This window comes from Ruegeria sp. CL7 (genome assembly GCF_056536445.1).
On sequence record NZ_JBQFPQ010000003.1, the window covers coordinates 315,243 to 330,776 of the forward strand.

At 58.7% G+C, this 15,534-nt stretch carries 12 protein-coding genes; 9 read left to right on the top strand and 3 right to left on the bottom strand.

Features of this window, described 5'->3' with window-relative positions; genetic code table 11:
- Positions 1-167 precede the first annotated feature (167 nt).
- Positions 168-1,151 (top strand): complex I NDUFA9 subunit family protein, encoded by a 984-nt coding sequence (locus ACR0LI_RS11790; protein ID WP_480718556.1) that lies wholly within the window; start codon positions 168-170, stop codon positions 1,149-1,151.
- On the opposite strand, the gene ACR0LI_RS11795 is transcribed toward ACR0LI_RS11790, so the two are convergent.
- Entirely contained in the window at positions 1,152-1,955 is an 804-nt protein-coding gene (locus ACR0LI_RS11795) for an undecaprenyl-diphosphate phosphatase (RefSeq protein ID WP_171723970.1), read from the bottom strand. It lies immediately after the preceding gene.
- Positions 1,956-2,185: 230 nt separating this feature from the next.
- Here ACR0LI_RS11795 and ACR0LI_RS11800 point away from each other — a divergent pair, with 230 nt between their 5' ends.
- The 8 genes from ACR0LI_RS11800 (at position 2,186) to ACR0LI_RS11835 (ending at position 14,392) form a co-directional block, all read left to right on the top strand.
- The gene (locus ACR0LI_RS11800) at positions 2,186-3,619 is read left to right on the top strand and encodes an NAD(P)-dependent oxidoreductase (RefSeq protein ID WP_210093104.1); all 1,434 of its coding nucleotides are present in this window, start codon (positions 2,186-2,188) and stop codon (positions 3,617-3,619) included.
- Positions 3,620-3,643: 24 nt separating this feature from the next.
- Positions 3,644-4,081, top strand: coding sequence for a GFA family protein (locus ACR0LI_RS11805; RefSeq protein WP_152459664.1), 438 nt, complete (start codon positions 3,644-3,646; stop codon positions 4,079-4,081).
- Positions 4,078-8,610: a glutamate synthase large subunit gene (gene gltB / locus ACR0LI_RS11810; RefSeq protein WP_480718557.1), complete on the top strand. Its 4,533-nt coding sequence runs from the start codon at positions 4,078-4,080 to the stop codon at positions 8,608-8,610. Before ACR0LI_RS11805 ends, gltB begins: the two co-directional genes overlap by 4 nt.
- Positions 8,611-8,790: 180 nt before the next feature.
- Positions 8,791-9,705, top strand: a complete 915-nt coding sequence (locus ACR0LI_RS11815; protein ID WP_171723967.1) for a Hint domain-containing protein — start codon at positions 8,791-8,793, stop codon at positions 9,703-9,705.
- Between the two features lie 39 nt (positions 9,706-9,744).
- Positions 9,745-10,479, top strand: a complete 735-nt coding sequence (mtgA, locus tag ACR0LI_RS11820) for a monofunctional biosynthetic peptidoglycan transglycosylase (protein ID WP_480718558.1) — start codon at positions 9,745-9,747, stop codon at positions 10,477-10,479.
- A 58-nt stretch (positions 10,480-10,537) separates the two neighbouring features.
- Positions 10,538-11,203 carry an FtsZ-binding protein FzlA gene (gene fzlA, locus ACR0LI_RS11825; protein ID WP_171635778.1) on the top strand — a complete coding sequence of 222 codons (666 nt, stop codon included), beginning with the start codon at positions 10,538-10,540 and terminating at the stop codon, positions 11,201-11,203.
- 75 nt (positions 11,204-11,278) lie between these two features.
- Positions 11,279-12,316, top strand: coding sequence for a tRNA epoxyqueuosine(34) reductase QueG (queG, locus tag ACR0LI_RS11830; protein ID WP_171635259.1), 1,038 nt, complete (start codon positions 11,279-11,281; stop codon positions 12,314-12,316).
- Between the two features lie 72 nt (positions 12,317-12,388).
- Complete coding sequence (locus ACR0LI_RS11835; protein WP_171635257.1) at positions 12,389-14,392, top strand: hydantoinase/oxoprolinase family protein; 2,004 nt, start codon at positions 12,389-12,391, stop codon at positions 14,390-14,392.
- Between the two features lie 39 nt (positions 14,393-14,431).
- Here the strand turns inward: ACR0LI_RS11835 and msrA are convergent, their stop codons facing one another.
- Together msrA and msrB are read right to left on the bottom strand one after the other, a co-directional pair.
- Positions 14,432-14,944: a peptide-methionine (S)-S-oxide reductase MsrA gene (gene msrA / locus ACR0LI_RS11840; RefSeq protein ID WP_171635256.1), complete on the bottom strand. Its 513-nt coding sequence runs from the start codon at positions 14,942-14,944 to the stop codon at positions 14,432-14,434.
- Positions 14,944-15,390, bottom strand: a complete 447-nt coding sequence (msrB, locus tag ACR0LI_RS11845) for a peptide-methionine (R)-S-oxide reductase MsrB (protein WP_480718559.1) — start codon at positions 15,388-15,390, stop codon at positions 14,944-14,946. The genes msrA and msrB overlap by 1 nt, the downstream gene beginning before the upstream one ends.
- Between the last annotated feature and the right edge of the window lie 144 nt (positions 15,391-15,534).

The window sequence follows — 15,534 nt, forward strand, 5'->3', positions numbered from 1 at the left end:
GGGGGCGTCAACCAGATTCGGTGAGATTTTTTAAAGTTTTTTGAGTTCGGTTCCCGGCCGGTGTTTTTCGCGCATGGTTTTCAACACTGTCGCGGCGAATTAGCGCCTTGTTTGACTGGCCTGCGGGCGCTAGTTCTAGGGCGCAATTTCTCAGCAGGAGCCCTCTCATGTCGAAACTGGTGACGATTTTTGGCGGATCGGGATTTGTCGGTCGCTACATCGCGCGGCGCATGGCGAAAGAGGGGTGGCGTGTCCGGGTGGCTGTACGTCGTCCGAACGAGGCCATGTTCGTCAAACCCTATGGTGCCGTGGGTCAGGTCGAACCGGTGCTGTGCAATATTCGGGATGACGCCTCGGTGGCGCTGGCGATGCAGAGCGCCGATGCGGTTGTGAACTGCGTGGGTGTGCTGAACGAACTTGGCAAGAACGGGTTTGATACCGTGCAGGCCGAAGGAGCTGAACGCATCGCGCGTTTAGCGGCCGAGCAGGGCATCAAGCGGATGGTTCATATCTCGGCCATCGGTGCGGATGCGAATTCAGCCAGCGCGTATTCCCGGACCAAAGCACATGGTGAAGCGAGCGTGTTGAAACATATGCCAGACGCCGTGATCCTGCGTCCTTCGGTGATCATTGGCACCGAAGACCAGTTCTTCAACCGTTTCGCCGGAATGACCCGCATGGGACCGTTCCTGCCTCTGGTCGGGGCCGACACAAAATTCCAGCCGGTTTACGTAGACGATGTGGCGCAAGCTGCCGTCAAAGGCGTTCTGGGGCAGGCAGAGCCGGGTATTTACGAGCTTGGTGGCCCCGAGGTTAAGACCTTTCGTGCCTTGATGCAGCAGATGCTTGAAGTGATTCACCGTCGCCGCGTCATCATCGGCCTGCCGTTCTTTGCCGCGCGGATTATGGCGGGTGTGCTGGATATCGTTAAATTTGTCAGCTTCCAGCTGTTCCCCAACAACATTCTGACGCGCGATCAGCTTGAGAACCTGCGTCACGACAATGTTGTCGCCGAGGGCGCAAGGTCTTTTGCAGACCTTGGGATCGTGCCGACCACGCTGGAATCGGTGTTGCCGGAATACCTGTGGAAATTCCGCCCCTCGGGTCAGTATGACGACATTCAGAACTCGGCCAAAAACCTGCGTATCTGATCAGCTGTAGGCCATGATCAAAAGTATCACGCCAAGAATGACGCGGTAGATGACGTAGGGTGTGAAACTGACGCTGCGCAGAAGCCGCATCATCAGGCTGAGCGCCAGCAGGGCCGAAAGAAAGGCAAACAGCGCTGCAACGGCCCCATCCCGGGCCAGTTGCATATCGGCGTCGCGCACCACATCCAGTGCCAGCAGTGTGCCCGACGCCAGGATTGTCGGGATCGACATCAACATCGCGATCCGCGCGCCGTCTTCACGGGTATATCCCAATTGCCGCGCGCCGGTTATGGTTATCCCGGAACGGGACGTGCCTGGGATCAGGGCAAGAACCTGCCACAGACCCATGATGAGCGCGTCGCGTATTCCCCAGTTTTCGGCCCCTTTGGTTTCAGGAGCCCTCTGATCCACCCAATACAGCAGCAGACCGAAACCCAGCATTGTCCATCCGATGACCGTGATCGAGCGCATGGCCTGGCTCAACCCGGTGGCATGCAGAATGAGGCCCGCGATCACGGTAGGAACAGTTGCAACGATCAGGCCCAGAGCAAGCCGGGCCTGCGGTGTGTCGCCCCGCCCGGTCAACGCGCGCGGCAACCCGGCAAGGGCCTGTTTTACATCCGACCAGAAATACAGCACCACGGCGCCCAGGGTTCCCACATGCACCGCGACATCAATGGCTTGTCCCTGATCTTGCAAGCCCGACAGGTTGGGCAGCAGGATCAGGTGACCAGATGAGGATATGGGCAAAAACTCAGTGATTCCCTGAATGATTGCTACGAGAATCAGGTGAAACAAACTCATCTGCCCTGCCGTGCTGCTGCCACGTGTTCTTTGTGGGTTATGGGTATAAGGGCGATGAAAAAAAGGAAAGCGCGCATATAGGTCCGAATCGGATCTAAAATTTCCAATTATTTTTCACTTTTCTTGAAGGCACGCTGCATTTTTTCAATTTAGGTCAGTATAATTGACTTTTCATCCAAAAGCGCATCCCGTAAAGAAACGGAACCTAGCCAATTCATGGAGTCTGACCCGTGGCCAAGCAACCGATGCTGAAATTTGTGCAGATCGACCGCGTCATGCCGGAAAAGCGTGCTGCCAATGACCGCAAGGACGACTTTGACGAGATCTATTCCGAGTTCGCCGCTGAAAAAGCAGCCGAGCAGGCGAGTCGGTGCAGCCAATGCGGTGTTCCTTACTGCCAGTCGCATTGCCCGTTGCACAACAATATTCCCGACTGGTTGCGCCTGACTGCGACCGGACGCCTGGAAGAAGCCTATCAGGTAAGTCAGGCCACCAATACTTTCCCTGAGATCTGCGGGCGCATCTGTCCGCAGGACCGCCTGTGCGAGGGCAACTGCGTGATCGAACAGTCGGGCCATGGAACGGTCACGATTGGTTCGATCGAGAAATACATAACGGATACCGCATGGGAAAAAGGCTGGGTCCAGCCGGTTGCTCCATCGGCCGAACGCGCTGAAAGCGTGGGTATCATTGGTGCAGGCCCTGGTGGATTGGCCGCTGCGGATATGCTGCGCCAGGCTGGTATCCAGGTCACGGTATACGACCGCTATGACCGGGCCGGTGGCCTGCTGATGTATGGCATTCCGGGGTTCAAACTGGAAAAAGACGTTGTTCAGCGCCGCAATGACCTGTTGGCTGATGGTGGGGTCGAGTTTGTTCTGAATTGCGACGTGGATGCGGCCAAGTTCGAAGAAATCCGGGCCAGGCATGATGCCGTTATCATTGCGACCGGTGTCTACAAGTCGCGCGACCTGGCAATGCCGGGCAGCGGTCTGGCCGGGATCGAAAAGGCGATCGACTTCCTGACAGCCTCGAACCGGAAAAGCTTTGGCGACGAGGTCGAAGAATTCGACAACGGTCGCTTGAACGCCGACGGCAAAAAAGTCGTCGTGATTGGCGGCGGCGACACTGCGATGGATTGCGTGCGTACTTCGATCCGTCAGGGCGCGACTTCTGTCAAATGTCTGTATCGCCGGGACCGGGCCAACATGCCGGGGTCACAGCGTGAAACGCAGAATGCCGAAGAAGAAGGCGTGATCTTCGAATGGCTCAGCGCACCCAAAGGGTTCACGGGTGAAGACACGGTCAAAGGTGTTATCGTTCAGAAGATGCGCTTGGGACAGCCAGACGCATCCGGTCGTCAGGCCCCCGAAGTGATTGAAGGCGCGGACTATGTCGAAGACGCCGATCTTGTGATCAAGGCGCTTGGATTCGAACCTGAAGACCTGCCGACGCTGTTCGGACAACCTGATCTGCCAGTCACCCGCTGGGGTACGATCAAGGCGGCGTTCCAAACCGGCGAGACCGAAATGGACGGAGTCTATGCAATCGGTGACATCGTGCGCGGTGCCTCGCTGGTGGTCTGGGCGATCCGGGACGGTCGTGACTGCGCTGATGCGATCATCGAACGCTTCAATGCTAAATCTGCCGTTGCGGCCGAATAATCCCGGCGATCAGGAGGCTTCGAAATGCCTGAATTGCAAGGCCAATGCATGTGTGGCGCAGTTACGGTGACGGCAACTCCGGCGCGGGATGCGCTGGGGGCCTGCCATTGCGACCAGTGCCGGCGCTGGACCAGTTCCATGCTGGTGACGTTTCAGGCCGAAGAAGGCTATGCCGCGCTTGGACCGGTCAAAACTTTCACTTCCTCTGACTGGGCCGAGCGCGCCTTTTGCGCCGATTGCGGCTCGGCACTTTGGTATCGGATCACGCTCCCGGGCGAGATGCACGGCCAGACGCAAATGGCGGCAGGTCTGTTTGACAACGCCGCAGGCAACCCGCTGAAACTTGAACTTTACATCGACAAAAAGCCCCAGGGCTACGCGTTCGCAGGCGAACGCCGGCAGATGACCAAAGCCGAGGTCGAAGCCATGTACGCCCCCTCTGACGAAGGAGACAGCCAATGACCAAATATGATGCCGATTGGGTGCGGGCCGAAGAAGCCAAGCGCAAATGGATGGCTGAAAATGGTCTCTATTCCAAGGAAGAAGAGCATTCTTCCTGCGGTGTGGGTCTCGTTGTGTCCGTGGATGGGAAAGCGTCGCGCAAGGTTGTGGACGCCGGTATCGACGCGCTCAAGGCGATCTGGCACCGCGGCGCGGTTGATGCTGACGGCAAGACCGGTGATGGCGCGGGCATTCACGTGCAGATTCCGGTCTCGTTTTTCTATGATCAGATCAGGCGCACAGGCCACGAGCCCAAATTGGACGAACTGATCGCTGTTGGTCAGGTTTTCCTGCCGCGCACCGACTTTGGCGCACAGGAACAGTGCCGGACCATCGTGGAAAGCGAAGTTCTGCGCATGGGCTATTACATCTATGGCTGGCGTCACGTGCCGGTCGATGTCACCTGTCTGGGTGAAAAAGCCAACGCCACCCGGCCCGAGATCGAGCAGATCCTGATCTCGAATTCCAAAGGTGTGGACGAAGAGACCTTCGAGCGCGAGCTCTATGTCATTCGTCGCCGTATTGAAAAGGCCGCCTCGGCTGCGGGTATTTCCGGGCTGTACCTGGCGTCGCTGTCGTGCCGTTCGATCATCTACAAGGGCATGATGTTGGCCGAGCAGGTTGCCGTCTTCTATCCCGACCTGATGGACGAACGGTTTGAATCCGCCTTCGCAATCTACCACCAGCGCTATTCCACCAACACTTTCCCGCAATGGTGGCTGGCGCAGCCGTTCCGCATGTTGGCCCATAACGGCGAGATCAACACGCTGAAAGGCAACATCAACTGGATGAAAAGCCACGAGATCCGCATGGCGTCCTCGACGTTTGGGGATTATGCCGAGGATATCAAGCCGATCATCGCCGGAGGATCGTCGGATTCGGCCGCATTGGACTCGGTTTTCGAAGTTCTGGTGCGCGCGGGCCGCTCGGCGCCCATGGCGAAAACCATGCTGGTTCCGGAAAGCTGGTCGAAACAGGCGGTGGAACTGCCGCAGGCCTGGCGCGACATGTATTCCTACTGCAACTCGGTGATGGAGCCGTGGGACGGCCCCGCCGCGCTGGCCATGACGGATGGCCGCTGGGTCTGTGCTGGACTGGACCGCAACGGCCTGCGTCCGATGCGTTACGTCGTGACTGGCGATGGTCTTGTCATTGCGGGATCCGAGGCCGGTATGGTGCCGATTGATGAGTCCACAGTGACCGAAAAAGGCGCGCTGGGCCCCGGTCAGATGCTGGCTGTCGACATGAAAAAGGGCAAGCTGTATCGCGACACCCAGATCAAGAACAAGCTGGCGAGCGCATTGCCGTTTGGCGAGTGGGTCGGCAAGATCAACGATCTGGACGAGGCGCTGGCAGGTGTGACCGAAAAGCCGATATTCTCGGGCGAAGATCTGCGCAAACGCCAGATCGCGGCAGGCTATTCGGTCGAAGAGCTGGAGCAGATTCTTGCGCCCATGGCCGAAGACGGCAAAGAGGCGCTGGCGTCCATGGGTGACGATACGCCCTCGGCGGTTCTGTCCAAGCAATACCGCCCGCTCAGCCATTTCTTCCGGCAGAACTTCAGTCAGGTCACAAACCCGCCGATCGACAGTTTGCGCGAATACCGCGTCATGTCCTTGAAAACCCGGTTCGGAAACCTGAAGAACGTGCTGGATGAGGACAGCAGCCAGACCGAGATCATCGTTCTGGAAAGCCCCTTTGTCGGAAACGCACAATGGAATGAACTGGTTGGGCACCTCAACGCTCCGCTGGCCGAGATCGATTGCAGCTTTGAGCCCGGTCAAGGTGCGCTGAGCGCTGCTTTGGCCCGTGTCAGAGCCGAAGCTGAAGAGGCGGTACGGTCTGGCGCCGGGCATCTGGTGCTGACCGACATGAACTCGGGTGAAGATCGGGTGGCAATGCCGATGATCCTTGCCACCAGCGCAGTGCACTCACACCTGACCCGTCAGGGCCTGCGGACGTTCTGTTCCTTGAACGTACGCTCGGCTGAATGTGTCGATCCGCATTACTTTGCGGTTCTGATCGGCTGTGGCGCGACCGTTGTGAACGCCTATCTGGCCGAAGACTCGCTGGCCGATCGTATCGATCGTGGGCTGCTGGACGGTACCCTGACCGAAAATGTCGCGCGCTATCGCGAAGCCATCGACCAGGGCCTGTTGAAGATCATGGCCAAGATGGGGATCTCGGTGATCTCGTCCTATCGCGGCGGTCTGAATTTCGAGGCTGTTGGCCTGAGCCGCGCGATGGTGGCCGAGTATTTCCCGGGTATGACCAGCCGTATTTCCGGCATCGGCGTCAAGGGTATCCAGGCAAAGGCCGAAGAAATCCACGCCAAGGGCTGGAACAGTGGTCTGGACGTGTTGCCGATCGGTGGTTTCTACAAGGCACGGAAATCGGGTGAAACCCACGCGTGGGAAGCGACCTCGATGCATATGATGCAGATGGCGTGCAACAAGGCGTCCTATGAGCTGTGGAAACAGTATTCTGCCAAGATGCAATCGAACCCGCCGATCCATCTGCGCGACCTGATGGATTTCAAACCATTGGGTAAACCGGTGCCGATCGAAGAGGTTGAATCGATCACCTCGATCCGCAAGCGCTTTGTCACGCCGGGCATGTCGCTGGGCGCGCTGTCGCCTGAGGCGCACAAGACGCTGAACGTGGCGATGAACCGGATCGGTGCGAAATCCGACAGTGGTGAAGGGGGTGAAGACCCGGCGCATTTCGTGCCGGAGCCGAATGGTGACAACCCCTCGGCCAAGATCAAGCAGGTGGCCTCGGGCCGGTTTGGTGTGACCGCCGAATATCTGAACCAGTGCGAAGAGCTGGAAATCAAGGTTGCCCAAGGGGCGAAACCGGGCGAGGGCGGTCAGCTGCCGGGCATGAAGGTCACTGACCTGATCGCGCGTCTGCGGCACTCGACCAAGGGCGTTACGCTGATCTCGCCGCCGCCGCATCATGACATCTACTCGATCGAGGATCTGGCTCAGCTGATCTATGACCTGAAACAGATCAACCCGCGCTGCAAGGTGACGGTGAAACTGGTGGCGTCTTCCGGCGTTGGCACGATCGCTGCCGGTGTGGCCAAGGCGAAGGCCGATATCATCCTGATCTCGGGGCACAATGGCGGTACGGGTGCCTCACCCGCGACCAGCATCAAATATGCCGGTCTGCCATGGGAGATGGGCCTGACCGAGGCGCATCAGGTTCTGGCGATGAACAACCTGCGCGACCGGGTGACTCTGCGCACTGATGGCGGCCTGCGTACCGGGCGCGACATCGTCATGGCGGCGATGATGGGGGCCGAGGAATACGGCATCGGCACCGCCGCCCTGATCGCGATGGGCTGTATCATGGTGCGTCAGTGCCAGTCGAACACCTGCCCGGTTGGTGTCTGTACGCAGGACGAATCCCTGCGCGCCAAGTTCACCGGCAACGCCGACAAGGTGGTGAACCTGATCACCTTCTACGCGCAGGAAGTGCGCGAGCTGCTGGCCAGCCTTGGCGCGCGTTCCGTGGATGAAATCATCGGTCGGGCCGATCTGCTGGCGCAGGTTAGCCGGGGTTCAGCGCATTTGGACGATCTGGATCTCAACCCGCTGCTGATCACCGTCGATGGTGCGCATAACATCGTGTACAATCGCGACAAGGATCGGAACGCCGTGCCCGACACGCTGGATGCCGAGATCGTGCGCGATGCGGCGCGGTTCCTGAAGGATGGCGAGAAAATGCAGTTGTCATATGCCATCCAGAACACGCACCGCACCGTCGGAACCCGCATTTCCAGCCACATTGTGCAGAATTTTGGCATGCGGAACACGTTCCAGGATGACCACCTGCACGTGAAACTTCAGGGTTCGGCCGGTCAGTCCTTGGGGGCTTTCGCGGCTCCGGGTCTGAAGCTGGAAGTGTCGGGGGATGCCAATGACTATGTTGGCAAGGGCCTGTCTGGCGGCACGATCGTTGTGCGCCCGCCGCAGGTCAGCCCGCTGAAGGCGGACGACAACACGATCATCGGCAACACGGTTCTCTACGGTGCAACTGACGGCCATCTGTTCGCGGCTGGCCGCGCGGGTGAACGATTTGCCGTGCGCAACTCGGGTGCCAAAGTTGTGGTTGAAGGATGTGGCTCGAACGGGTGTGAGTACATGACCGGCGGCGTGGCCGTGATACTTGGTGACATCGGGGCCAATTTCGGTGCCGGGATGACCGGTGGCATGGCATATCTGTATGATCCCGAAGGCAAGGCCGAAGCGTTGATGAACAAGGAAACGCTTGTGACCTGCCCGGTCACCGTGGACCATTGGGTGGATCAATTGAAAGCCCTGATCACGCGTCACGCCGAGGAGACCTACAGCCGCAAGGCCGCGGATATTCTCCAGCATTGGGACGTGGAAAAGGGCAACTTCCTACAGGTTTGTCCCAAAGAAATGCTCAACAAACTCAGCCACCCGCTGAGCGAAGAAGTCACGGCAGTTCCGGCCGAGTAAGCCTAAATTCCATCAAAATACTGGCCCCGCGTGCCATTTACAGCACGCGGGGCCCTGATTATTGTGAGGTTTCAGTGGAATTCTTGCCTGCTCTCCCGAATCTCGCCATGCTTTTTTCACCTTGTAGTGTTAGCCATGGCCTGTTTCGGTTTCTAATGGTGACAGAGTAGGGGCAACAGGATGCCAACGACATATCGCGATCAGTTCTTCACCTTTGATCCTGCAAGCCCGCCACCAGCGGGGACGGCCGTCGCGGTCAGCAATTTCACCCTGACTGATGCGAATGATGACAATCTTATTGACGCACCCAGTGGTGACACGGTCAACGGGCAAGACGTTACAAATTCCTGGCCAGGCGATACTGTAACGATCAACGTGTCAGGCGTTGGGAACGTGACCTATACAGGAACCACTTTCTACCTGGCCGATGGGTCTCGGGCTTTCACCCCCACAGACGGCCAGGTGCTGCAGCCCGGAACGCTGGTGTCGACCACTTTTGTTAACACGTCAGGCCCGCTGAATGTCGGTAACCTTGGGCCGCCGTGCTTTACGGCCGGGACCATGATCGCCACACCGGAAGGTGAGCGCGCGGTTGAGGATTTGAAGGTTGGTGATCTGGTCATCACGGTGGATCACGGACCACAACCCTTGATCTGGGTTGGGTGTACAACCGTCGCAGCCGAAGGCAAACTGGCTCCAATCCGTTTCGATGCCGGGGTGTTCGGTCTGGATCGCCCCTTGCTGGTTTCACCGCAGCACCGGATGCTGATCGAAGACTGGCAGGCGTCCTATCTGTTCGGCCATACCGAAGCGCTGGTTCCGGCGCATACTTTGGTCAACGATGACACCGTGACACGGGTCGAGGGCGGTGAGGTTGAATATTTCCATCTGTTGTTCAAACAGCATGAGATCGTTTTCGCCAACGGAGCGAAAAGCGAAAGCTATTATCCCGGGCACGCGTTGTCGGCTTCGGATCGCGAAACACAAAGCGAAGTGCTGCACTTGTTTCCCGAGTTGACCGGGCTTGATCCGATGTCGCTGAAAACCGCGCGCCCGATCGTTCATCCGCGCGAGGCGCGCGCTTTCGCGATTTAGGCCGTTTCAAACCGGAACCTTGCGTCGTATAGCTGAGACATGGCGAAGAAAGCAGCCCGCAAATCCGGCGGAAAAAAACGCAAGGCATCCAGAAAGAAGGAACCAGTGGCGCGGCAGATTCGCCGCTGGGCAACGCGAGCGATCATGGCGGTTCTGGGCCTCGTGGTTGCTCTGGTCCTGATTTATTCGGTGGTGAACCCTCCTGTCACCCACACCATCTGGTCGGAATGGCGCCGGCTGGGAAAGGTTGAACGCGAATGGGTTCCGATCGAAGACATGGCACCGATCATGGCAAGATCAGTTGTTGCAGCCGAGGACGCAAATTTCTGCCTGCATTGGGGCTTTGACGTCGAAGCCATCCGCGATGCGCTTGAGGATGGCGGCAATCGTGGTGCCTCGACCATCACGCAACAGGTGGTGAAGAATGTGTTCCTCTGGCAGGGTCGCAGCTGGGTGCGCAAGGCTTTGGAAACCTCGATCACGCCGGTGGTTGAAATATTCTGGAGCAAACAGCGTATTCTTGAGGTGTATCTGAATGTCGCCGAAACCGGAAATGGCGTATTCGGGGTCGAAGCTGCGGCGCAACGCTATTTCAACACCAGCGCGGCAAAGCTGACTTCGGTTCAAGCGGCGCGGATTGCGGCAATCCTGCCGTCCCCGCGCAACCGATCGGTCACGGATCCGACTGCGCGCACCCGCAGACGGGCGGCTTCGATCCTCGATGGGGCGGCCACCATCCGCGCAGATGGTCGCGCAGATTGTTTCGAGGATTGAAACCCGCTATCTGCCAAGGCTAAATCTGTCGGGTATTCACTGGTTCGAATGGAAGTTCATGGCGCGTCTGTTTCACGTTCCCCTCTCTCCGTATTGTCGTAAGGTCCGTCTGTCGCTGGCGGAGAAGAAGATCGAGGTTGAGCTGGTAGAAGAGCGATACTGGGAACAAGATCCTGATTTTCTGCGGCGCAACCCGGCGGGAAAAGTGCCCGTATTGCGTCTGGACGGGCAGATCATGTCGGAAAGCGCGGCTATCTGCGAATACATCGAAGAAACCCGCCCAGAGCCACCTTTGATGCCGAAAACCCCCGAAGCCAGATTCGAAGTAAGACGCCTTGTCGGGTGGTTCGACGACAAATTTCACCACGAGGTGACATCGAAGCTGTTGTATGAGCGAGTGAACAAAAAGGTGACAGGACAGGGGTATCCGGACAGCAAGAATGTCAAACAGGGTGCCAAGGCGATCAAATACCATCTGGATTACATGGCGTGGCTGCTGGATCACCGCCGTTGGTTGGCGGGGGATCAGATGACATTGGCGGATTTTGCGGCCGCGGCACATCTGTCTTCGCTGGATTACATCTCGGACGTGGACTGGAACCGCAGCCAGGTGGTCAAGGACTGGTATGCCAAGATCAAGTCTCGGCCGGCATTTCGGTCAATACTGGCGGATCAGGTGCCAGGGTTCCGACCGCCGCCCCATTACGCTGATCTGGATTTCTGATAGGGTGCGCAAGGGGGGCTGTCTGCCCCCCATCGCGCCATGGGCGCGATTCCCCCCGAGGATATTTTTGGCCAGATGAAGAGCGGATCGGATCTTAAGGAAAAACTGGTGCAACAAGCCCAGGCAGAGGGGTTTGTTGCCTGTCGCGTGTGCCGCCCTTGGGATGTTCCACAGGTGCCGAAACGATTGCGGGCCTATCTGGACGCCGGGTACCACGGGCAAATGGGATGGATGGCCGAGCGCACGCATTGGCGTGGCGATCCTGCCGCCCTTTGGCCCGCGGCGCAATCGGTGGTCATGTTGGCCGAAAGCTATACGCCGGAACATGACCCGACGGAGATCTTGAATCACCCGGATCGTGGTGCAATTTCCGTCTATGCGCAGAACAAGGACTATCATGATCTTGTCAAGAAGCGGCTGAAGCGGTTGGCGCGATGGCTGATTGCCGAAGCCGGAGGCGAGGTGAAAGTATTTGTCGATACCGCGCCAGTTCCCGAGAAGGCGCTGGGATATGCCGCCGGATTGGGGTGGCAGGGCAAGCACACCAATCTTGTAAGCCGCGAATGGGGAAATTGGGCCTTTATAGGGTCTGTTTTCACTACTCTGGACCTGCCGACAGACAATTCAGAGATCGATCATTGCGGGTCGTGCCGCGCCTGTCTGGACAGCTGCCCGACCGATGCGTTTCCGGCCCCGTATCAACTGGATGCACGGCGGTGCATTTCATATCTGACCATTGAACATAAGGGCCCGGTGGACCATGAGCTGCGCGGTAAGTTGGGCAATCGGATCTATGGCTGCGACGATTGTCTGGCGGCCTGTCCATGGAACAAGTTTGCCGTCGCAGCGAGCGATATGCGCTATGCCGCCCGTGACGATCTGAAAGCGCCCGGCTTGGAAGAACTGGCGGCGCTGGACGATGCCGCTTTTCGCGCAAAGTTTTCGGGCTCGCCGATCAAACGTATCGGCCGGGACCGGTTCGTGCGCAATGTTCTGTATGCCATTGGAAACTCGGGACAGCCAAAACTGAAAACAGTGGCTCAGCGTCTGTTGGAGGACCCGGATGAGACCGTGGCAGAGGCGGCGCGCTGGGCGGTGGAACAACTGTCATAATTGCCGCAAACAGGCTGGACGTGTCGTGCATAACCGCTAAACCCATCCACAGCGAACAGACAGGAGGACCCGATGACGTTGTCTTTGGGGGTAGATACGGGCGGGACCTATACCGACGCGGTGTTGATCAGGGATGAGAAAGAGGTCATCGCCTCGGCCAAGTCGCTGACCACCCGGGCGGATCTGGCGATTGGTGTGGGCAAGGCGATCTCGTCTGTGTTGGCAGAGGCGCAGGTCACACCGGATCAGATCTCGATGGCGTCATTGTCGACGACGCTGGCCACGAATGCTCTGGTCGAGGGGCAGGGTGGCCGTGTCGCGTTGATCTATATCGGGTTCAAGGACAGTGATCTTGAAAAACACGGGCTGAAAGAGGCGCTGAAGGGCGATCCGGCCCTGGTGATTGCCGGTGGGCATACCCATTCCGGTGGGCAAGCTGCCGCTTTGGATGTCGCAGCGCTTGAGGCCTTTTTGGATTCGCATAAGGGAATTTCCGGATTCGCGGTTGCTGCTCAGTTCGCCACCCGCAACCCGGTGCATGAGTTGGAAGCGGCGCGCATAATCTCGGAAAGGACCGGGGCGCCGGTGACCTGTTCGCATCACTTGTCCGCCAAGCTCAATGGTCCGAAACGCGCGGTGACGGCTGTGCTGAATGCGCGGCTGATCGGGATGATCGACCGATTGATCGGGCGTGCACAGGATCAACTGCATGCGCTGGGAATTTCGGCGCCGATGATGGTGGTGCGCGGCGATGGCGCCCTGATGAGCGCGGAACAGGCCCGGGAACGGCCGATCGAGACTATTCTGAGCGGGCCTGCGGCTTCTATCGTCGGGGCGCGATGGCTTACCGGAGCGGACAATGCGCTGGTCTCGGACATCGGGGGAACGACCACTGATGTGGCGCTTATCCGGGACGGAAAGCCCGCGATCGATCCGGCCGGGGCGCAGGTGGGTGGGTTTCGCACCATGGTCGAAGCCGTGGCGATGCGAACCCACGGTCTGGGCGGTGACAGCCAAGTGCATGTTGTGGCCGAAGGGTTGCGGGGCGGTGTGTTCCTGGGCCCGCGTCGCGTGTTGCCCGTTTCGCTGATCGCGTCAGAAGCGCCCGACGTTGTGCATTCAGTATTGGATGAACAATTGCGGGCCACGACTGTGGGCGAGCATGATACGCGTTTTGCCCGCCGCGTGCCCGGAATCCATGCCGAAGGAGTCGGTGCGCGGGAAGAAAGCCTGCTGGAGAGGCTGGGAGATCGCGTTCTGCCCCTGAGCGCCTTGCTGCGGTCGCGGATGGAGAACGGGGCGCTGATGCGCCTGGTCGATCGCGGAATCATCCAGGTGTCTGGGGTTACGCCATCTGATGCCAGCCACGTGTTGGGGCGGGTTCGTGCCTGGGATGTCGATGCGGCGCGCAAGGCATTGGAACTGATGGCACGCAAACGGGTCGGGTCAGGGGATATGTTGGCAAACTCTCCCGAAGCGTTGGCACAGATGATCGTGGATCAATTGACGGAACAGACCAGTTTGACCTTGTTAGAGGCTGCTTTTGACGAAGAGCAGGTTGGTTTTGGTCTGCCTTCGCAAGACTTGGCGTGTCATGTGCTGACACAGCGCGGGTTGGCACAACACCGTGGGTTGCTGTCGCTGAGCGCTGCTTTGAATGTGGATGTGGTTGGCCTTGGGGCGTCGGCCCCCAGCTATTACCCTGCGGTGGGTGAACGGCTGCACTGCCGAATGATCTTGCCGGAACATGCGGGCGTGGCCAATGCGATTGGTGCTGTCGTGGGGCGGCTGACCCTGCGTCGCTCGGGCACGGTCACATCCCCGGCGGAAGGGCGATATCGTGTGCATCTGGAGGATGGCCCGAAGGACTTCGCCGCGTCAGAGGACGCCTTGGCCCTGTTGGAAAAGGTTTTGATGTCCGAAGCAGAGGGCGCAGTACGAGAAGCCGGCGCAGAAGACATTCGCGTGATCGTGGATCGTGACATCAAAACCGCGCGAGTCGAGGCAAAGGACGTTTTTGTCGAGGCCCTGATCACGGTCGAGGCAAGCGGGCGCCCGAGGGTGGCCGCAGGCTAGCCCCCCTGAAAGCTTCAGAGGGGCCGGGCAGGTGGTGCTTTATTCTGCTGCGCTTGAGCGTTTGGGCAGGACCCAATCCTGACGCGGGAAGTGGCAGGTATAGCCGTTCGGAATCCGCTCCAGATAATCCTGATGCTCTGGCTCGGCTTCCCAGAAGTCTCCGACAGGTTCGACCTCGGTCACGACTTTTCCGGGCCACAAGCCGCTGGCATTTACGTCGGCGATGGTGTCCAAGGCCACCTGTTTCTGGGTGTCATCCACGTAGTAGATCGCGGATCGATAGCTCATGCCGATATCGTTGCCCTGACGGTTGACCGTGGTCGGGTCATGGATCTGAAAGAAGAATTCCAGCAGGTCGCGATAGCTGATCCGAGACGGATCGAACCAGATCTCGATCCCTTCCGCGTGGGTGCCGTGATTGCGATAGGTTGCGTTGGGTACGTCACCGCCGGTATAGCCGACACGCGTACGCGACACGCCCGGCAGTTTGCGGATCAGGTCCTGCATCCCCCAGAAGCAGCCCCCGGCCAGTACAGCGCGTTGCTCGGTCATCAGATATCCTCCACATGAATCAGGTATTCGCCATAACCTTCGGTTGCCATCTCATCCCGATGAATGAACCGAAGCGAGGCAGAGTTGATGCAGTACCGCAAACCGCCATGTTCACGCGGACCGTCCGGGAAGACATGCCCCAGATGGCTGTCGCCGTGTTTCGAACGAACCTCGGTCCGGATCATGCCATGCGTGGTATCGCGGAACTCTTCGACATGTTCGTGCACGATCGGCTTGGTGAAACTGGGCCAGCCACATCCGGATTCGTATTTGTGGGTCGAGGCAAACAGCGGTTCACCCGATACGATATCCACATAAATGCCGGGTTCCTTGTTGTTCAGGTATTTCCCGGTGCCCGGACGTTCCGTACCGCTGCGCTGGGTGACGTGAAACTCTTCGGGCGAAAGCGCAGCAATGGCCGTGGGGTCTTTGGTATAGCGAGTCATGGATCCTCCGGCTGAAATAGTGTTTGCGCCATTATCTGGGGGCTGCGGGGTGGAAAGCAAAGCGATATTTCAAACCGCTCTCGCAGTCGTGCAAGTGATCTGAACAACAAAGTCACGCGTATCTGAATAAAAGGGAGGACAAGA